Source organism: Acetobacter garciniae, from assembly GCF_017377735.1.
Lineage (GTDB): Bacteria > Pseudomonadota > Alphaproteobacteria > Acetobacterales > Acetobacteraceae > Acetobacter > Acetobacter garciniae.
On record NZ_JAFVMH010000007.1, the window covers coordinates 65,046 to 84,444 of the forward strand.

Below are 19,399 nucleotides of genomic sequence, written 5' to 3' on the forward strand. Positions count from 1 at the left end.
GCATGGCCGCACCCACACCCCCATCCGCCGGCCCCGCCAACCCGCAGGGCGCACCCACCCAGACCACCCCGCCGGCGGGTGAGACGCTGATCGCGGTGCGCGACGTCACCCTGGCCTTTGGCGAAAAGGTGATCCAGCGCAACGTGTCCTTCGACCTCAAGCGCGGGTCCATTTTCGCGGTCATGGGCGGGTCGGGCTGCGGCAAGAGCACCCTGCTCAAGAGCATGATCGGCCTGCTGCGCCCCACCACCGGCCAGATCATGGTGGAGGGGGAAGATTACTGGGCGCAGGATGAACAGCGTCGCACCGAACTGAACCACCGCTTTGGCGTACTGTTCCAGAGCGGGGCCCTGTGGTCGTCCATGACGGTGGGCGAAAACGTGGCCCTGCCGCTTGAAATGTTCACCACCGAACCGCCCGATGTCATCCGCCGGCTGGTGGAGCTGAAACTGGGCTTTGTGGGCATGGAACAGGCGATAGACCTGTACCCGTCCGAAATTTCGGGCGGCATGCGCAAGCGCGCGGGCCTGGCGCGGGCCATTGCGCTGGACCCCGATATCCTGTTTTTCGACGAACCTTCGGCCGGGCTCGACCCCATGTCGTCAGCCCGGCTGGACGACCTGATCCTGACCCTGCGCGACGGGCTGGGTGCGACCATTGTCATTGTCAGCCACGAACTGCCCAGCCTGTTCGCCATTGCCGATGACGGCATTTTCCTGGATGCGGTCACCCACACACCCATTGCCCACGGCGCGCCCCGCACCCTGCGCGAAACCTGCGCCATACCCGAAGTGACGGCTTTCATGAACCGCTTATCCAGTATTCCCTCCTCCGGTCCCGCACCCGGTCAAACCCCCGGCAAGACAGAAGGCTGAACGGCATGTCGGAAAGCACAAACCGCAAGACGCTGATCGGCGCCTTTGTCCTTCTGGGCGGGGGGCTTGCCCTGTTCATCGTCATGGCGTTCGGGCATATGCGCCTGTTCTCCCCTTCGCGCGAAGCGGCGGTGGTGTTCCAGAACTCCATCACCGGCCTGTCGGTGGGCGCACCCGTCAATTTCCGCGGGGTCAAGGTGGGCACGGTCAAGTCCATCACGCTGCGTTTCGACCCCGAAGACCACAAGGCCTATATTCCCGTGGTGCTGACGCTTGAACCCGACCAGATCCATGTCGTCCGGGACGGCGTAGGCGGGGGCGAGATCAATATCCAGAGCCTGATCGCCAACGGCCTGCGCGCGGAACTGAACCTGCTCAGCTTCGTGACCGGGCAGTCCAATATCGAACTGGATTTCGACAAGACCGTGGTGCCGGTGCTGCACCCGCGCATTACCAACCTGCCTGAAATTCCGGTCCGGCTGTCCACGGTCGAAAAGCTCAAGGATACTCTGGGGCAACTGCCGATCAAGGATATCAGCCGCCATGCGGATGCGGCCCTGCTGTCGGTCACGGCCCTGAGCGACAGCCTGCGCACCGAACTGCCGCCGCTGGTCGAAAGTGTGAAGGCCACGTCCGATCATTCCCGCGTGACGGTGGATACCGCGACCACCGCCATCAAGGCGTTGCAGGAAAAGCTGAGTGTGACCCTGAACAAGATGGACACGCTGCTTGAAACCGGCAACACGCAGCTGAACGCACGGGGGGCGGACTTGCACGCCACGCTGACATCGGCCACCAAGACGCTGGATTCCCTGCAGGACGTGCTGTCGCCCCGTTCGGTCGACCGGGCCAATCTGGATGCCGCCCTGCGCGATATTGCCGCCAGTGCCGCCGCCCTGCGCGGCTTTGCCTCCGACGTGGAAAGCAACCCGCAACTGCTGCTGATGGGACGCCGCCAATGACCCGCCCCACTGCTACCCCTGCCGTGGCACACCCGTCGGGCAGGCTTTCTTCTGCCCCGCAGCACGCACCAATGGGGCGCGGGCGCATGCGGGGCATGGGACGGCTGGCCACGGTCCTGGCCGGGTGCGCCCTGCTGGCCGGGTGCGCCAGCCCGCCGCTGCGGCTGTACACGCTGGGCATGCCGGCCGACCAGGAAAGCCAGCGGCCACGCCTGTCCTCACGCGCCGCCACGATCGCCATCAGCCGTGCGGTCATTCCCGATTATCTCGATTCCCAGGACATGCTGGTGCGCCGGGGGGAAGAAATTGTCCGCAGTTCGCGTTCGCGCTGGGCCACGCGCCTGTCGCTGGGCATTACGGACCTGATTACCAACGAAATTTCAAGCTACCACCCCAACGAGCTGATAACCGACCAGCCGCTGACCGATGTCGCGACCATGCGCGTGCAGGTCAATATTTCGCGCTTTGACGTGGATGAAAACGGACAGGCCACGCTTGACGCCAACTGGGCGGTGCTGCCCAGCGACCCGAACAAGCCGCTGGTGCGCGACCGCGCGCAACTGCACGACACGGGCTCGGTCGGCACGGATGCCGATGTCGCGGCCCTGATGCGCCGGATGGTCATCAAGCTGGCCGATCAGGTCAATACAAGCCTGCCCCAGGCGCGCTGAACGCGCTGTTTCGGACAGGCGCTGAAAAAACGGAAGTGTCCGGGTGTCGCCTTTTTTAAAAAAAGGCGACGTGCCCTGAAGCGTTTTGCAAAAAGCTCCGCCAGGAACTTTTATTCGTCTTTACCAGAAGATTGTTGCGTCAGTCTGCCAGCTTGGCCGCGATTTCGGCCACGCGCTTGCCGTAAAGCTCGGCGGTGCGCAGGTCGCCCTTATGCACTTCCTCCACCGATGCATCGGAAGGTGAGCGCACCAGCAGGCCCATGGAGCCGCCAAGGTTGTTGATGTCATCTGCCGTCGCGGCCTTGGTGCTGGACGGCAGCAGGCCCAGGCTGACCCAGATCCCGCCATGCTGGGAGGCCAGGGTCTGCAACGTGATCAGCGCCACCTGCTTGTCCCCGTTGGGGCTGGCCGAATTGGTGAAACCGCCGAAAACCTTGTCGGCCCAGCCGCTGCTGAACCAGATTTTGGATGTGGCATCAGCAAATTTTTTGAACTGCCAGCTGACATTGCCCATATAGGTGGGCGAGCCGAAAATAATGGCATCCGCATCGTTCAGGGTCTGCCAGTCCGCATCCGTGATATCGCCATTCGCATCGATGGCGATCAACTGGGCCTGCGCCCCTTGTGCAACATGCTCCGCCACCACCTTGGTATGGCCGTAGCCTGAATGAAAAACGACTGCGACTTTCGTCATGTTTTATGTCCTTGCCTTATGGGGCGCACGATACGCCGCAACAGTACCAGTTTCTGTTTGATACCAGGTGTCACTCTGTTTCATACTCGGGACCACGCATACCAACAAGAAGGCACCCGAGCGAAACATGGTTACCCTGGAGAAACCGGCTGACAGCCACGCCCATGGCCCGGCCTTCAACGTCTATGCCAGCGAATGCCCGGCCCGCATGGTGCTGGACCGCGTGGGCGACAAATGGGCGCTTCTGGTGCTGGACCGGCTGCGCCATGATGTGGTGCGGTTCAACGCGCTCAAGCGCGACATTCACGGGATTTCGCAAAAAGTCCTGTCGCAGGTTCTGAAAAACCTCGAACGCGACGGGCTGGTCAGTCGCCAGGCCTTTGCCACCGTGCCGGTCACGGTGGAATATACGCTTACGCCGCTGGGCACGACCCTGACACAGGCCGTGGCGGGTCTGATCCATTGGGCGGAGAAAAACATGCCCGCCATCCAGGCCGCCCAAGCCGCGTACGACGCAAAACACACGCCCTGACACCCCCCGCCGCCAATAAAGAGATAAAAGTTTTTGGTGAAGCTTTTTTCAAAAAGTTTCAAGGAACATCACCTTTTTGAAAAAAGGCGACACCCAAAGACTTTTCTCTATATATCCTTACCCTTGCGCGTTTTCACGCCGTTCCGGCCACCAGGCGGGCAATCAGCCGTTCATAGGCGTCCAGCGTGGCGCGCAGGCACAGCGTGCGTTCGGCCATCTGGCGCGCGCCCCGGCCCAGGCGGCGGGCCAGGCGTGGGTTGGCCAGCATGTTCAGAACACCCTCCGCTATGCGGTGGGGGTCGAGAAAGGGCACGAGCAGGCCGGTCTTGCCATGGTCCAGAAATTCCTCGACCGGGGCGGTGGCGCTCCCCACAATGGTGCAGCCCATGGCCATGGCTTCCCGCAGGGACCAGGATGCCACGAACGGGTAGGTCAAATAAACATGCACGTTCGAGCGCTGGAGCAGGCGTATGAAATCCGCATAGGCCAGCTTGCCCGCAAAATGCACGCGGGTCCGGTCCAGCCTTGAACCCAGTTCACGCAGCATGATTTCCCGCCAGGTGCCCGATGCCAGGGGCGCGCCGTAGCTGACACCATCGCCACCCACAATGACCACCTGCGTATCCGCCCGTTCGGCCAGCACCCGCACCAGCGCGCGCATGAACACATGGAAACCGCGATAGGGTTCCAGATCCCGCGCGACATAGGTCACAAGTTTCTGCCCCGGGGCGATCCGCACACCGCCCAGCGTAAAAACCCGGCGCGCCGCCATGGGGTCGGGTCGGCACAGGGTCAGGTCCACCCCTTCGCGCAGCACGGTCATTTTATGTCCGGCCCAGGCGGGATAGGTGTTTTTCTGGAAATCTGTCGGTGTCTGGCCGTGGCCGGGCGCGTTGAGGGCAAGCAGGTTGATGGCGTTCTTGGCGCGAATGACCGGCAACATCTGCGGAGCAAGCGGAAATTCGGGGTCGAAATCCACATCGAACCCCGGCTGTGTATGATAAAAGAATTCCATATAGCCAAGAACCGGAACGCCGGGGAAAACATCTTCCATATTCAGCAACTCTCCCCACCCATGATGGCCGATGACGATATCGGGCACAAAGCCCAGCCGCCGCAGGGCGCGGGCGGTTTTTTCCACCTCCGCCGCGCGCACCAGCCCCCGCTCCAATTCCCGCGCGCCTGCGTGGCCAGTGCCTTCGTCCGCCTGCGGCATGCGGTACAGCACGCGACGCACCCCGGCCATGGCATTGGGATTATCCTCGCTGATAAAAACAATCTCGTTACCTACGTCACGCGCGAGATGACGCAGCAGGTGCAGATACTGTCCGGGAAAATTCTGGTGTATGAAAAGATATTTCAAGCCCACGCCCTGCACGCCCCATCCAGATCGGCCCGGGTCGCACGGCACTGTGCCTGACACGCGGCGCGGGGGGTGCGCGCCATATCACGCCTGACCACGGCCCGCCCGCCGCCTTACGGCCGCGACACCAGCGCTGCCATCGGCTTTCCTGCCCCCTTTCCGGGCAGTGGCCCGTCTGGGCACATCCGGCGCGACGGCGGATGCTTCGGCTCCCCGATCGCTTCCGGTGGGTTTTCGAGATCCCTTTCCCGCGCGTGGTTTTTTCTCGATGCCAGCTTGTTCGGCAGACTGTTCGGCAGAGGGTTTTTGACGACGGTCCTTTGCTGTCGCATGGTTTACACGACCCGCTTTCGGGGCCCCGGCTTTCAAGGCGCGGGACTTTGCAACCCGCCTTTTCGCGGGTGCGCTTGCGGGCTCGCCAGTCGAGGGGGTTCCGACCGTCTGCGCACCTGCTGCCTGCGGGGACGATGCAATATCATCGCACAGCAAGGCTGCCAGATCGGCACTGGCGCCCTCTGTTGGCCCGGCATCGTCCAAAGTTGCGTCAGTCGAGATGGGCAGGATTTCCACCAGAAAAGCTTCCAGCGGCGCCAGGCTTTCGGATGCCACCGGCACGCCCGCATCGACCGGGCCCGCGCGCGTGCCATCCGTAAAACTGGCGCGCACACGGCACAGGAACCGGCGGGCTGCATCCCCTTTCAACCGCACCGCCAGCCCCAGAACCGGCAAGGCCATGCCCCGGCTGCCGCAGTAATCCCCCCCTTCCATCCAGGGCGAAAGCCAGCCTTTGCCCAGAACGGCCTGATATTCGATATCCGCCGCCCCCAGCAGGCCGGTGGGGAGAATGCCAAAGCCTTCCACCCAGACACGGCTCCCCGGCTCGCCCATCCACTGGCCCAGGGCACCCCGCACATCGCCCCGGCACTGGATATGCGCCCCCATTTCACCCCCGACCATCGCAGGGCCAGTCGCATCCATCCCCTGCGCGGGCTGCTCCTGCTCTTCCTCATGCGTGGTTCCGGGCGGCCCCGCGCGCATGGGTGCCGCCTGCGGGCCGGGGGGCAGAGGGGCTTGCGCATGGCCCCGCCGCCCATCCTGCGCGCGCCCCGCCCCCCTGCGGTGTTTGCGCCCGTGCTCCGCCGTATCCGGCCCGTGCCCCGTCGGCTCCGCGCCAGCAGGTTCCCGTCCTGCCCGGGCGGCTGCGTGCGGGGCCTGCTCTCCGCCTGAAGGAGGCAGGCTGGCGTGGTCCCCGCCCGCGTATTCATGAACCGCATGGTCATGGGCCTTGTGTTTCCCCTTGCGGTCATGCGCCGCGCGATGCCCCGCGCCATCCCTTTCCCAAGCAGCGGCAGTCTGCCCGTCTCCGCCCTCGGCCGCGTCGGGCAGGGGCCAGTCGGGTAGGGTCGTGGGGTCGGCCGTGTTCGCACTACCCAGTTGCAGCACCTGCAGGCGTGGCAAGGCGGGGGCGGGTTGTAGCCCGGCCTGGGCCGCGTGTTCCTGGTAGACGGTAATCATGATCTGGGCGGGGCCCTGGTTCACGCGCACAAGGGCGGCGTTGCTCTGCCCGCCCAGCCAGCCATCGGGCGCGAATGTTGCGATCTCCACCGCGCCGGGCTGGCAAAGCGGGGCGGGGCTGATGCGCACACCCGGCAGCCCGGAGCAGGCCGGCACCACCCGCCCCCCGGCACCCTGCGTAATGCAGAACAGCCCGGCGCCAAGGGTCATGAGATGGCCCGAGACTTTCAGATCCGTAACGCGCTGCTGGAGTGTCTGTGACATGAACGGTCTTCCATCGCGGCTGGCCGAGAGACGGGGCGTTCGGCCTCATGCGTCTTTTCATAGCAGGGAAAAGCTAAATGTTTTCTTGCCGGTTTTTCACTTTCTTCAATAAGATTTCGTTAAGTTTCGCAGCCCCCAGGCCCGGCGGCACCAGCGTGCCACCCCCCGTGGCACGGATACGCAGCGCAGGCGTGCCGATATCGAACGCCAGCACATGCAGCCCAGCACGCCACAGCTCCGTCAGCGCGAAGCACCATGTTTCCGGCCAGATGGAGGGCAGCAAAGCGATATCGGCCCCCGCCGAGCGGATCAGCCGCACCGCATCCGCCGCCGCGTAAGGTCCTGTTACAAAAATACGCTCTGTCTGCATCAGTTTTTCATCGTCGGGTGTGTGGCCCACCAGCACGAATTCAAGCGGCAGGTTCCGCCGCGCCGCATCCCGACCGGCCTGAAGCAGAACGCCATAGCCTTTTTCCACCCCGATGGCCCCGACCACGCAGACCCGCACCCGCCCACGACTTTCAGTGGTAGTGAAAAATCCACGTCCGGGGGAAACGTCATTTTTATTCGGTAATTTTCCCGAATTCTTTTCCCGCCCCGGTATCGTAGCGCGGATACGGGAGCGATCGCGCTCCAGCGGCCTTACGTGCAGCTTCAGCCCCGGGAAATGGCGATCGAACCGGGCCGCGACATCGCCCGATGGCACCACGACACGCCGCGCGCCCGCAAGCAGGTTCCGCGCGCGGTCCAGATACGCCTGCCCGTCCAGCGCCCCGGCCACCCGGCGGCCCATGCGCGCAAGGCAGGTATCGCACCCCGTAACACCCGGTTCGCCGCAATAACGCCCGCCGGGGCCCAGCAGGGTCACGCGCTGACACAGCCAGATATAGTCATGCACGAACACATCATACGGGCAGCCCAACCGGGCAGGCAGGGCCAGTGTGGCATCGGCATGGCCCGCGGGGTGGTGGATTTCGACATGGCGCACGCCTTCTGCCGCCAGCAGGCGGGCCAGCAGCCGTTCATCCGCCGCGCCGCGAAAGACCAGCGCCGGGTAGCGTTCGGGCGCGGGCCCTACCGCGCCATCTTCCAGCACACTGCCCTGCGGGCCGGGGCGCAGCACCAGCACCCGCACGCCCCGGCCCCGCCAATGCGCCACGCGCTGGCCCTCCACCCGCGCCACCCCGCCGCCTGCCGCATGGGTTATCAGCAGCACGGCGCCCGACTTGGCCGGGGTCTGGCCCATGGGTTGCGACAGAGCTTGCGAGGGCGAGGGTGGCGCATCGGGGTGGGGTGCCGGGGCAGCATGTGGCCCGCTGGCGCGCAGGCGCACAAGGTCGAACCGCCGCCGCCAGGGGTGCAGCGCATCGCGCGCCAGCCAGCGGGCGATCCGCGCATGGTAGCCGGGGTGCAGATGTTCCAGCACCATCTGGTTGCGCTGGCGCAGGCCCGCCCCGGCCCCGCCGAAGGACGCCCCGCCCGCATGGGCGACAAACGCCCCCACCGCCGCCATGTGCCACCACCCCCGTGCCGTGGCGCGCAGGCAGAAATCGTTTTCCTCGCCATAGCCCTGGGCAAATACGTCTTCTCGCAAAAAGCCGGTGCGGGCCAGGCAGTCATGGCGGATATACATGCAGAACCCGTTGGCGGTCGGCACTTTTACCCCGTGCCCGGCATTGGCCGCCTGGGCCAAGCGCATCAGCCATCGGGTTTGCGCCAGATCGGGCATGGGGTTTTGCCCATCCTGCCCGGGATAGGAAAACAGACTGGCCTCGTTCGAAAACGGCGTGACCGTGCCTGTGCGGGGGGCCGCATAGGCCACATGGCGCAGTTCGGCCAGCCAGTTGCCCACCACCAGCGTATCGGCGTTCAGTACCACCACATCATGCCCTGGCACTTCGCGCAGGCCCGTATTCACGGCAGCGGGAAAGCCAGCGTTGCAGGCCCGTTCGATAAGGGCGAACCCCGCCTGTGCGCAAAAATCGGCCACCGCCCGGCAGAATGCGGGATCGGGCGAGGCATCGTTGACCACCACCACCCGGGCGGGCCCATTGCCGGTTCGGGCGTGATCGAGCGAGGTGCCAAGACTTTGCAGGCAGGCGATCGTCCGGGCCCGATCGGCATAGACCGGCACCACAACCGCGAGGGGTGCCGGTGCCGGAATGCTGGCGGGCGGGCCAGCCTGATCGACCGATACATTGCACATGACAGGCTTGTACAGAACGCGTTTTCTTATATCCGGCGGCTGCACATGATGCTGTTTGTCCGGCACGGCCTTTCCGCCAGCGGCATTGCGCACCGCCCGCCCAGCCCCGGCCGGCGCGGGCGCATATGCGACAAGCCCTGCGGGATGCAGGGGACTTCCCGCCAGGTCGCGGCCATCGGGGCCGAGGATACGCACAAGCCCTGACCGCACGTGCCGGGGCAAGGCGGTACAGAGCAGGGAAATGGTCCGGCACCGGGCCAGCGGCCGGCCTGGGGGGGCGGTTTCATGAAAATCCCCTGCCCTGAAAGAAAGAACAGGCGTATTATCCCGCGCATCCAGCACGCATAATTCGGGCACGGTATCCGGGTCATGCGGCAGCCAGACCCAGCCATGCAGGCGGTATCCATCGCTTTCCACCAGCCCTTCGCACTGGCGCACCATGCCCATATTCAGCCCGGCTGGCGGGAACAGCGGCACCGTATCGACACTGACCCGCACCCGCCCGTCGCGGCTTGCCGGGCCGGGCAGGGCCATAGTGGGGTTTTCGTCCTTGCCTTGTGGGAATGGGCCGCACCACTCAGGCGGGCAGAACCAGTGCCCATTATGGAAAATTGCCGGCTGTGTCTGGCCTTCGCATATCAGCAATGGTGGTGTGGTGGGCTGTGCGGGCAGGCCCAGCACAAGCCGGCCTTGCCCATTGGCCACCCCGCACCAACCCGGCAGGCCCGCCGCCCGCACCACGGCGGCCACAAGAACCGCGCTTTCGGGCGTGCAGGCATAATGGGCCAGCAGGTGTTCCACCGCACCCACCGCCCGGTCCAGCAAGCGACGACAAGCCTGCGCGCCCGCCGGGCCATTACGGCTTTGCGCCAGGCAGAGCGAGGCCAGAAGCACCCAGCCTTCGCGAAACTCGGCCTGGGTGAGCAGCTTTTCCACCAATGCGATGGCCCCGCTCCCCTGCCCCACCGCCTGGCGCGCCAGTGCAAGGGCGAAGACAACATGCGGTGTCTGCGGGGCCAGGCGATTGGCCCGTTCCAGCCAGTCCCACGCGCGCGCGGCCTCACCCGCCTGCCATGCCACATTGCCACGGGCAAACGCCTGCTGCGCACTGGCGCTGGCCAGGCGCGCGCGGGCCCGGCTGGCGCGCAGGGTCAGAAAACCCACCTGTACCGCATGGCTTTTACGGTTCCGGCCCATCGTCCATTCCCCCGCCGCGCACCAGCCGGTCCAGTTCCTGCGCGGCCAGGGCAATGTTCTGCGCCTGGGCCGCGCGGTACCAGTGCCGCGCGGCATCGGGGTCGGGCTTGCCACCCAGCCCCTGGGCCAGGTAGCGGGCCAGCATCAACTGGGCCAGCGCGTGCCCGCCTTGGGCTGCGCGCCTGAACCACTGCCGGGCGCGGGCGCGGTCCTGCGGCACGTCATGCCCCCCGCCATGCATGGCCCCGGCCGAAAACATGGCCGCGACCAGCCCGTTTTGCGCTGCTTTTTCGTACCAGTGCAGGGCCTGGGCATGATCGCGCGGGCCGCCTGTGCCCTCCACCAGCAGATGGGCATAGTCCAGCATGGCCCGGGCCATGCCCGCGCGCGCAGCGCTGGCCACCCATTGCCGCCCCCGCACAACGTCCCGCCCCGGATCCTGCGCCGCGCTGGTCGCGGCTGTTCCCCGGGCCGTTCCCGGGGCCGTTGGCTGGGCCGCTCCCTGGGGCGTTGCCCGTACCGTTTTCTGAACCGTTTCCCGGGCTGTTTCAGGGCTGGCCTCCTGAACCGCTTCCTGCCCCTTGTCCGGCACGACGCCGGGGGTGGTGGGGGGGCCCGCGGTCGTGTCGGGCAGCGGGTTGTGTCGCGCGCCGTCCGTCGCTCCATCAAGCAGCAGGCGGCCATAGGCGTATCGGGCGTTCACCACGTTGGGGGCCGCGCGCCTGAACCATTGCGCCGCCTGCGCCGTGTTATCGGGGCCCGCCATGCCGCGCGCCAGCCCAAGACCGAGGTTGAACGCGCCCAGCATGTCATCCGCCCCGGCCGCGTGGCTGTACGCCTGCATGATCCGGGGCCCGTGGACCTTGGGGGCCTCCCCGGCCTGCACCAGGTTGCCAAGCTCCGCCGCCGCCTGCGTGCTGCCCTGTTCCGCCGCGCGGGCCAGCCAGTGCGCGGCCGCTGTCTCGTCCCGGGGGGTGCCGATACCCTTCAGGGCCATAAGCCCCAGCGTGCGGCTGGCCGTGGCGTGCCCATGTTCGGACGCCAGACGATACCACGCTGCGGCCTCGGCCGGGTTGGGGGCCATGTCCAGCCCGCGCCCGCGCAGGTCGCCCAGCATGGCGGCGGCCTCGGCATCGCCTGCAAGGGCTGCGCGGCGCAGCCAGCTTTCCCCCGCCGTGACATTGCGCGCCACCCCGCGCCCGGCCAGCAGCGCCATGCCGTAGCGCGCCTGGGCGGGGCGCATGTTCTTTGCGGCGGCCTGGGCATAGCAGGCCACGGCCAGCGTGCCATCATGCGCCACCCCCAGCCCGCGATCGTGCAGCAGGCCGAGCATATACAGGGCCGTGCCCAGCCCCGCATTGGCCGCCACGCGCAGGTGCTCCGCCGCCTGGGCAAAGGCCTGAGCCGTGGTTGCGGTGTCCAGCGCCGCCAGGGCCAGGCCCAGATGCCCCTGCGCGCAGCCTGCCTGCGCCGCCCGCCCGTACCACGCCAGCGCCTGTGCGGGATCACGCAACGGGGCGGGTGCGGTGGCCAGCACATAGCCGTACAGAGCCTGGGCCTGCACATGACCGGCCCGCGCCGCCTGCCCCGCCCAATGCGCGGCGGCCGCGTGATCGGGCGCGGCGGGGGCCGGGGGCGCGGTCTCGAACACGGACTGCGCCTGTATGGGGCCCTGGATATGATCTTGCGTCTGGTCCTGTGCGATCTCCGCCTCCAGACGGGGCAGCAGGCCTTGCGGCAGGCCGCGCAGGCACAGGACCGCCAGGGTGAACCGGGCATCCGCCCAGCCATCGGCCGCCGCACGCAGGCACCAGCGCAGCCCCTCGGCCAGATCGGGCGGCACGCCCTGACCGGACAGATAGGCCTGGCCCACAAGAAACATGGCCTGCGCCACCCCCTGGGCGGCCAGGTCCGCGCTGGCGGCAAAGGCAGCGCAGGGGTCGCGTTCGCGCAGTTCGGCAATGGTTTGAAGGCGGGTTTGCAGGCGGGACTGCAAGCGGGCGCGCCGCCGTAGGGTGCGGCGGTCGGCCCCCGATGCGGCACCGGATACGCCAGCGGGTGCGGACCCGTGTTCGACGCCCGGCTTGCCCCCATGACCGCCCTCATGACAGGCGCTGTGCGCGACACCCTGTTCAGCCCCGTGCCCGGTGCCGGACACGCGCGCCTGTGCCGGCCCATGCTGTGACCCCCGGCCTTGCGCCCGTTCTGGCCCATGTTGCGGCCCGTGTTCTGGCCCATGCTCTGGCCCCTGTCGTGGCCCAGCGCCCGCCCGAATGGCCGAGCACGTATTTAGGCGCGTATCCGGGCGTGTTTCCACCCCCGCCGGGGTTGAGCGCCCACCGCGCAGCCGTGCGAATAGCGGGGCCATCAGGGTTCACGCATGCCGGTTGTGGCCAGCGGCACGATGGCGTTGAGCAGGTATTGCATGATGGTGCGCTTACCCACATGGATATCGGCCGAAACCACCATGCCCGGCAGCGGGTGAAAAAAGCCGGGCACGCCGTGCAGCGTGTAGCGGTCTATGCGCAGCCGCACGCGGTAGAAGGCCTGGGCCGCGTTCTCGGGCGTCAGCTCGTTGCCTGGCCCGGCCCCGCCCGTGCCATCGGGGGTGAAGGCATCCGCGCTGATGGTGCGTACCGTGGCCTCCGCCCCGCCATATTGCTGGTAGGGAAAGGTCGCGAACTTGACCAGCGCGTGGTCCCCCAGCCGCACGAACCCGACATCGTGCCCGGACATGACGGCTTCGATCTCCAGCCCCTGGCCGGTGGGCACCAGCGTCATGACCGGCTGGGCAGGGGTGACGACGGAGCCCACCGACACCTTGCCCAGGTTCAGCACCACCGCGTCCTCATCCGCGCGGAGCAGGACCATGGTGTCATGCAGCACGGCCTTGCTGTAGGCGGCCTGCGCTTCTGACAGCCTGTGTTCGGCGGTGACAAGATCGCGATACACCTCGGCCTTCCAGTTCTGTTCGTAGCTGTCGCGCTCGGCTGTCTGGGCGGCCAGGCGCGAACGTGTGGAATCGGCCTGCTGGCGGGCCGCCACCTGCGCGCGTTCGACCTCCATCAGGTCGTTGCGCGCGGCCAGGGTGGACAGGCGGCTGCCCACCTGTTCCTTCTGCAACTGCTGGCGCATGCCCAGCACATCGGACATGACCCGCGCGCGCGCCGCGTACAGCGCCGCACTGGCCTGATAGCCCAGCAGGTCGCTTTGCAGGCTGGCGATCTGGTTGGCGTATTTGCCCACGCTCGCATCGTATTCCGCCTTGCGGCGCAAGAAGGCCTCGGCCTCGGTCAGGCTGGCGGGGTCGTTGGGGTCGGGGTGGTATTGGGCACCCGTGGCTTCGGCCTTCAGGCGGTTTGTCTCGGCCTGGTACTGCGCGCGCTGGGCCCCCAGGTTCGCGCTATCCGCCCCGGCCTGCGTGGGGTCCAGCCGGGCCAGCACATCGCCCTTGTGCACGACATCGCCCGCCGTCACCGTAATGGCGCGGATGATGGCGGTATCGAGCGGCTGCACCAGCAACGTGGCCTGGCTGGACACCAGCCTGCCCTGCGTGGACACCACGCGCGAAAGCGGGAACACCGTCATGCCCAGCAGCGAGCACGCCATAAGCCCGCCCACGATCCATACGATATGCCGCGCCGCCGGCGTGGGCGGCAGGTTGACCAGGGCCGCCGTGGGGGAATGGAATTCCAGCAGGGCCAGGGGCATGTCACCCGGTGCGAAGGGATCGTCCGCCGCACGCAGGAAGGTGTCGTCGGGCAGGATGTCGTCCTGCGGGGGCTGGTCGGGGGCTGGCAGGGCGGGCTGGGTCATGGCTGGTCCTGCATGTGGCGGTTCTGCTGCATCCACAGGGCGCGGTAGATGGCGCAGCGTTGCAGCAGCACGCCATGCGGGGCGATATCGGCCACCCGCCCCTGATCCATGACGCAGATTTTGTCGCAGTTCACCAGCGAGGACAGCCGGTGCGAGACAATGACCATGGTGCGCCCCTGCCCGATCCGTTCGAGATTGGCGTTGACCAGGGCCTCGCTTTCCGGATCGAGGGCGGAGGTCGCTTCATCCAGGATCATCAGCCTGGGGTCGGTAATGATCGCGCGCGCAATGGCCAGGCGCTGGCGCTGCCCGCCGGAGATATTGGTCGATCCCTCCTCGATGAACGTCTCGTAACCGCCGGGCATGCGTTCGATGAAATCCTCCGCCCCGGCCAGGCGGGCTGCGCGCACCACGTCTTCCAGCGTCAGGCCCGGGCGGCCTGCGGTAATGTTCTCGCGGATGGTGCCGCGAAACAGGAAGTTGTCCTGCAACACCACCCCCAGCGAGCGGCGCAGATGGGTCAGGTTGATTTCACGCAGGTCCACCCCGTCCAGCCGGAGCGAGCCGCCATAAGCCCGGCTGACCCCCTGCAACAGCCGCGTGATGGTGGATTTGCCCGATCCCGACCGCCCCACCAGCCCCAGCATGGTGCCCGGCGGGACGGCGAAGGTAATATCGTTCAGCGCCGGGCCGGCCGCCCCCGGATAGGTGAAGGTCACATGTTCGAACGACAGCGCGCCTTCAATACGCGGGCGCAGGCCGGTGGTCAGGGCCCGGGTTTCCGTCGGCTGGTTGAGGACCGACGCCGCTTCGGACAGGGAGGCCATGACCTCGTTCACCTCATCGAGCAGGCGGGCCATGCCCACAAGGGGGGCGGCCACGCGCCCGCCCAGCATCATGAAGGCCACAAGTGCCCCCACCCCGGCGGCGGAGGGGGATTTGAGCGCCATATACGCCCCCACAAGGATAATGCCCCGGTTTATGAACAGCTCCAGCGGGGTGGCCAGGGTCTGCGGCCAGTTGGCCATGCGGCCCACCCGCAGCTTCCAGCCAATGACGGTGGCCGTGGCCTGGTCCCAGAACTGGCGGCGGATAGGTTCGAGGGCCAGCGTCTTGAGCGTGCGGATACCGGCCACGCTTTCATACAGCACGGCGGCCCGCGCGCGTTCGGCCCCAAGCTGGGCCACCGTCATGCGCGATACCGGTTTCATGGCCACCACCACGATCAGCCCGATCAGGCTGGCCGCGGCCAGTGTCATCCACGCCAGCGCGGGGGACAGCACGAACAGGAACGGCAGCAGCACCACCAGCGTGAACAGGTCCAGCACGGTGGACATCAGCCGCCCGGTCAGGAAATCGCGCACCTTGTAGATGGCCATGATCCGGCCCAGCACGTTGCCCGCCTGCTGGCGTTCGAAATAATCCAGCGGCAGGGCCAGCAGCCGCGCGAACACATGCAGGGAAATGCGCGCATCGATCCGGGTTGTCAGCACCATGGACAATTCGCGCCGCCCGTAGCCCAGCAGCACTTCGTAGAACGAGATAATGACCAGCAGGCCCGAAATCGACACCAGCGTGGACATGGACCGGTAGCTGACCACCCGGTCGATCACCTGCATGACGATAAGGGGCGGGAAGATCTGCAACACGCTCAACGTCAGCGAGGCAATGCCGATATCGCGCAGCGAACGGCGTTCGCGCAGGACCATGCGCGCAAGCCAGGCCAGGCCGATGGGGGCGTCGGCCTCACTTTCGTCGCGGCGGCGCTTGATCAGTACGATCTCGCCCCCCCACAGGCGTTGCAGGCGCAACTGGTCCACCGGCACGGCGGGGGCCGTGTCGTCCTTGAGCGGATCGCGCAGCCAGACCACGTTCTGCGCGGGCTGGGTGTTGACCATGACCGCCGCCCCGCCATCGCGCAGCAGCAGCACGATGGGGGGTGAATTGCTCATTTTCACCAGGTCGCGCCACGAAATGCGCATGGCCCGCGCCACCGCCCCCTGCCCATCCAGCCACGCGACGAGTGAGGCGGGAGAGGGCGTGGCCTCTGCGGGGTCTGCGACAAAATCGTGAATATCGAGTTCCAGCCCGTGAAAGCGCGCAACGGCCAGAACGGCACGCAGCCGGATAAAGGCAGGCGCTGGCCGTGACCCCGCCCCCTCCTGCGCCGATCCCGGCGCGTGTTCGTGCGGCTGTTCGTGTGACGGCCCCTGCGACGCCCCGTGCGACGCCCCCCGTGCAGACCCCCCGCCCGGCCCCGATGCCGCCCCCTGGGTGGATCCTTGCGCGGCCCCCTGCGCCTCGGGTACCGGGGCCTGCCGGCCTTTCCCGTCTGGCCCGTTGGGGCCTGGTGCATGTTCACTGCCGTCCACGCCGTGCCCTTATTGCTCTGGCCTGTCCCGGCTGAAGAACCCGCGCAGGAGAATGGCGGGGCGGGCGGGCCTTGTCCGGCTTGCCTTGCCCAAAGACCCGCCACCGGAAGGGCCGGGGCGCGTGGACAAGCCTCAGCCTCGAAAATGGGCGAAAAACGTAAAAATCCGATAAAAATCGGGCTTGCAGGGCGTGAAAGGGCAAATTTTATCCGCCCCCGCACGCGGCCGACGGCGGGAATAGGACCGCAAACGCATAACGGGAAGGGACCGCCTTGCCCGCGCAGGCCGGGGCCGGTGCGATGGGCGGGCAGGAATGCCTATGATGGAGAGGGGGGGAAAATTCAGCCGCTGGCGGGGTGCAGGGTATAAAAAGCCGACAGGAAGACCGAAGCCCGCAACGCCTTGCGGATTGCCGCCACATGCTGCGCCGGGCAGATAACGGTCAGGCTGGTGAATGCAGGGCCCGTGCCACGCGCCTGGTTCTGGGCCTGCACCAGCAAAAACTGGTCCAGCCCGCCGCGCCCGGTGCAGCAGGCGCAGCCCCCGGGGTGGCCCGGTGTTACCGCATCCTCCGGCGCGTGCCAGTGCCAGACGGTGGCCCACCCCGCGGCCCAGCCCCCGGCCTGCGCCTGCTCCGGCACCTGCGCTGGCACCTGCCCAGGGGCCGCATCATGTCCCGCCTGCTGCGCGCCCGTCTCCGTTGCCGCCCCCCCGGCTGAAGGGGGCAGTGTCACGAACACCACGGCCCCCGTGCGGCGCAGGGCGGCATTATCGGGCGGGTGGGCGGCAACGGTCAGGGCAATGCGCCCGTCACGCATGGCTGATGGGGAAGGTGCTGAAAGCGCCATGGATTTTCCTTGTCCTGAAAGCACGTATGACGGGTACGGGCGGCACGATGGTTAGCCCGAACGTGACTTACGATCCTGCTGGCGGGACGACGGGTGGGGCCGCCAGCAAGCCTGGCCGCGGGCCGGAGACTGGCCCGACGGGTAAGGCGACTGGCGCGGCAGGCGGGGCCGACCCATCTTCGCGTTGGGCGATCCCGGCAAGCCAGTCGCGCACGGCGGCAACCGGGGTGCCGGGTGGTGGCGTGCCGGGGCAGACGACATAAAACCCGCCTTCCACCTGCAAGACCGTGTCGAACAGGCTTTGCAGGCGGCCATCGGCCAGGGAATCCGCGACCAGAAACGGGTTGGCCAGGGCCACACCCTGCCCGCCTATGGCAGCATCGATCGCGAAGGACGTCTGGTTGAACACGATCCGCCGGGGCGAGAGAATGCTTTTTCCGGGAAAGGTTTTTTCCAAAAAGCGTGGCCAGAAATGATGTGCGTCATCCAGCAGCGCATAGGCGGCCAGGTCTTCCACACAGTGCGGGCGGCCCAGTTTTTCGATCAGCATGGGGCTGGCCACCGCCACGATCCGCTGCGCGAACAGCAGCCGGGCATCCAGCCCGGCTGCAAAGGGCGGGCTGGCCTGGCGCACCGCGATATCCACCCCGTCCGCCCCGAAACCGGCCAGTTTTTCGCTGGCGTGAATGCGCAGGGTCATGTCCGGGTAATGGGCCGTGAAATCCGGCAGGCGGGGGATCAGCCATTTGGCCGCGAATGTGGGGGTGACGCTGATCGTCACGGCCGCAGGGGCTGGCTGCAAACGCTCGGTCGCCGCTCCGATCAGTTCGAACGCGCGGCGGATGCTGATGGCGTAGCCCTGCGCGGCCTCGGTCAAGGCCAGTGTGCGGGGGTGGCGTTCGAACAGCCTGATCCCCAGTTCGGCCTCCAGCGCGCGGATCTGCTGCGCCACGGCCCCCTGCGTCACCCCCAGTTCCTCCGCCGCCAGACGGAAATTGGGGTGCCGGGCCACGACATCGAAAACACGCAGCCCGTTCAGGGAAGGCAGTCTTCTGCTCCGCCGGGTCATGATACCTCCCTACTGGCCACCCGCCGGGCCCAGACTTGCCGATAGTTTTTCTACTGCATGCGGCCTGATAAACTGGTTCGTCACCCCGCCGCAGGGCGTTTATAAAGGAGCGTGCAAGGGGGTCATTCCCCATAGTCAGCAAGGCAGGATAAAGCAATGTCAGTAGAAAAAGTAGCCCTTGTTACCGCCGGTGGCAGCGGCATGGGGGCGGCGGCCGCGCGCAGGCTGCACCAGGACGGCTACCGCGTGGGCATTCTGTCGTCCTCCGGCAAGGGCGAGACCCTGGCCCGCGAACTGGGCGGGTTCGGGGTTACGGGGTCCAACCAGTCGGGCGATGACCTGCAACGCCTGGTGGATGGCGCGCTGGAACGCTGGGGCCGAATCGACGTGCTGGTGAACAGTGCCGGGCACGGTCCGCGCAAGCCCATCCTGGAACTGACGGATGAGGACTGGCACAAGGGCATGGAGGTGTATTTCCTCAACGTCGTGCGGGCCACGCGGCTTGTCGTGCCCACCATGGCCCAGCAGAAATCGGGCGTGATCATCAACATCTCCACCGCCTGGACGTTCGAGCCCACGGCCATGTTCCCCACCTCCACCGTGTTTCGCGCGGGTCTTGCCTCCTTCACCAAGATTTTTGTCGATACCTATGCGGGCGAGAATATCCGCATGAACAACGTGCTGCCCGGCTGGATCGACAGCCTGCCCGCAACGGAGGAACGCCGCGACAGCGTGCCCCTGCGCCGCTACGGCACCAGCGAAGAAATTGCCGCGACCATCGCCTTCCTGGCATCAGACGGGGCGGCGTATATCACGGGGCAGAACATCCGCGTGGATGGCGGCGTCACCCGCGCGGTCTGACGCACGGCGCACACGGGCAGGCCGACACGCACAACGCACGGCCTGCCCGCCCGGCTTTTGCCCGCGCGTTGACGCGGTGCACCATCGCCCCTAGAACTCCGCGTTTCGAACCGGCAAAGCCCGCACAGGCGCAGCCTTATTCCGCGCCGGAGGC

14 protein-coding genes are annotated in these 19,399 nt (G+C 66.9%); 5 read left to right on the plus strand and 9 right to left on the minus strand.

The window, feature by feature from the left end:
• The first annotated feature begins 2 nt into the window (after positions 1 to 2).
• Genes J2D77_RS13040 through J2D77_RS13050 form a run of 3 tightly spaced genes read left to right on the plus strand, consistent with a single transcriptional unit; the run spans position 3 to position 2,508 of the window.
• Complete coding sequence (locus J2D77_RS13040) at positions 3 to 875, plus strand: ABC transporter ATP-binding protein (RefSeq protein WP_207846764.1); 873 nt, start codon at positions 3 to 5, stop codon at positions 873 to 875.
• Positions 876 to 880: 5 nt separating this feature from the next.
• Entirely contained in the window at positions 881 to 1,837 is a 957-nt protein-coding gene (locus tag J2D77_RS13045; protein ID WP_207846765.1) for an MlaD family protein, read from the plus strand.
• Positions 1,834 to 2,508: a PqiC family protein gene (locus tag J2D77_RS13050; protein ID WP_230975795.1), complete on the plus strand. Its 675-nt coding sequence runs from the start codon at positions 1,834 to 1,836 to the stop codon at positions 2,506 to 2,508. The genes J2D77_RS13045 and J2D77_RS13050 overlap by 4 nt, the downstream gene beginning before the upstream one ends.
• A 139-nt stretch (positions 2,509 to 2,647) precedes the next feature.
• Here the strand turns inward: J2D77_RS13050 and J2D77_RS13055 are convergent, their stop codons facing one another.
• Positions 2,648 to 3,202 (minus strand): flavodoxin family protein, encoded by a 555-nt coding sequence (locus J2D77_RS13055; protein ID WP_207846766.1) that lies wholly within the window; start codon positions 3,200 to 3,202, stop codon positions 2,648 to 2,650.
• 127 nt (positions 3,203 to 3,329) lie between these two features.
• On the opposite strand from J2D77_RS13055, the gene J2D77_RS13060 reads away from it, so the two are divergent.
• Positions 3,330 to 3,734: a winged helix-turn-helix transcriptional regulator gene (locus J2D77_RS13060; RefSeq protein ID WP_207846767.1), complete on the plus strand. Its 405-nt coding sequence runs from the start codon at positions 3,330 to 3,332 to the stop codon at positions 3,732 to 3,734.
• A gap of 133 nt (positions 3,735 to 3,867) precedes the next feature.
• Here the strand turns inward: J2D77_RS13060 and J2D77_RS13065 are convergent, their stop codons facing one another.
• The 8 genes from J2D77_RS13065 to J2D77_RS13100 form a co-directional block, all read right to left on the minus strand.
• Positions 3,868 to 5,097, minus strand: a complete 1,230-nt coding sequence (locus tag J2D77_RS13065) for a glycosyltransferase (protein WP_207846768.1) — start codon at positions 5,095 to 5,097, stop codon at positions 3,868 to 3,870.
• 84 nt (positions 5,098 to 5,181) lie between these two features.
• The gene (locus J2D77_RS17630) at positions 5,182 to 6,876 is read right to left on the minus strand and encodes a hypothetical protein (RefSeq protein WP_407927103.1); all 1,695 of its coding nucleotides are present in this window, start codon (positions 6,874 to 6,876) and stop codon (positions 5,182 to 5,184) included.
• A 73-nt stretch (positions 6,877 to 6,949) separates the two neighbouring features.
• The gene (locus tag J2D77_RS13075) at positions 6,950 to 10,333 is read right to left on the minus strand and encodes a glycosyltransferase (RefSeq protein WP_230975796.1); all 3,384 of its coding nucleotides are present in this window, start codon (positions 10,331 to 10,333) and stop codon (positions 6,950 to 6,952) included.
• Positions 10,263 to 12,437: a tetratricopeptide repeat protein gene (locus J2D77_RS13080; protein ID WP_207846769.1), complete on the minus strand. Its 2,175-nt coding sequence runs from the start codon at positions 12,435 to 12,437 to the stop codon at positions 10,263 to 10,265. Before J2D77_RS13080 ends, J2D77_RS13075 begins: the two co-directional genes overlap by 71 nt.
• Positions 12,438 to 12,646: 209 nt before the next feature.
• On the minus strand, positions 12,647 to 14,095 hold the full coding sequence (locus J2D77_RS13085; RefSeq protein ID WP_207846770.1) for an HlyD family type I secretion periplasmic adaptor subunit: 1,449 nt from the start codon (positions 14,093 to 14,095) through the stop codon (positions 12,647 to 12,649).
• Positions 14,092 to 16,224: a peptidase domain-containing ABC transporter gene (locus tag J2D77_RS13090; protein WP_207846858.1), complete on the minus strand. Its 2,133-nt coding sequence runs from the start codon at positions 16,222 to 16,224 to the stop codon at positions 14,092 to 14,094. The genes J2D77_RS13085 and J2D77_RS13090 overlap by 4 nt, the downstream gene beginning before the upstream one ends.
• A 584-nt stretch (positions 16,225 to 16,808) precedes the next feature.
• Positions 16,809 to 17,315, minus strand: coding sequence for a hypothetical protein (locus J2D77_RS13095; protein ID WP_207846771.1), 507 nt, complete (start codon positions 17,313 to 17,315; stop codon positions 16,809 to 16,811).
• A gap of 67 nt (positions 17,316 to 17,382) precedes the next feature.
• Entirely contained in the window at positions 17,383 to 18,384 is a 1,002-nt protein-coding gene (locus tag J2D77_RS13100) for a LysR substrate-binding domain-containing protein (protein ID WP_207846772.1), read from the minus strand.
• A 156-nt stretch (positions 18,385 to 18,540) separates the two neighbouring features.
• On the opposite strand from J2D77_RS13100, the gene J2D77_RS13105 reads away from it, so the two are divergent.
• Entirely contained in the window at positions 18,541 to 19,245 is a 705-nt protein-coding gene (locus tag J2D77_RS13105; protein WP_207846773.1) for an SDR family oxidoreductase, read from the plus strand.
• Positions 19,246 to 19,399 lie beyond the last annotated feature (154 nt).

What these genes read in the sequence shown, in the direction of transcription:
- J2D77_RS13040 (WP_207846764.1), top strand. Translation starts at nt 3, where the DNA reads ATGGCCGCACCCACACCCCCATCCGCCGGCCCCGCCAACCCGCAGGGC.
- J2D77_RS13045 (WP_207846765.1), top strand. Translation starts at nt 881, where the DNA reads ATGTCGGAAAGCACAAACCGCAAGACGCTGATCGGCGCCTTTGTCCTT.
- J2D77_RS13050 (WP_230975795.1), top strand. Translation starts at nt 1,834, where the DNA reads ATGACCCGCCCCACTGCTACCCCTGCCGTGGCACACCCGTCGGGCAGG.
- J2D77_RS13055 (WP_207846766.1), bottom strand. Translation starts at nt 3,202, where the DNA reads ATGACGAAAGTCGCAGTCGTTTTTCATTCAGGCTACGGCCATACCAAG.
- J2D77_RS13060 (WP_207846767.1), top strand. Translation starts at nt 3,330, where the DNA reads ATGGTTACCCTGGAGAAACCGGCTGACAGCCACGCCCATGGCCCGGCC.
- J2D77_RS17630 (WP_407927103.1), bottom strand. Translation starts at nt 6,876, where the DNA reads ATGTCACAGACACTCCAGCAGCGCGTTACGGATCTGAAAGTCTCGGGC.
- J2D77_RS13085 (WP_207846770.1), bottom strand. Translation starts at nt 14,095, where the DNA reads ATGACCCAGCCCGCCCTGCCAGCCCCCGACCAGCCCCCGCAGGACGAC.
- J2D77_RS13095 (WP_207846771.1), bottom strand. Translation starts at nt 17,315, where the DNA reads ATGGCGCTTTCAGCACCTTCCCCATCAGCCATGCGTGACGGGCGCATT.
- J2D77_RS13100 (WP_207846772.1), bottom strand. Translation starts at nt 18,384, where the DNA reads ATGACCCGGCGGAGCAGAAGACTGCCTTCCCTGAACGGGCTGCGTGTT.
- J2D77_RS13105 (WP_207846773.1), top strand. Translation starts at nt 18,541, where the DNA reads ATGTCAGTAGAAAAAGTAGCCCTTGTTACCGCCGGTGGCAGCGGCATG.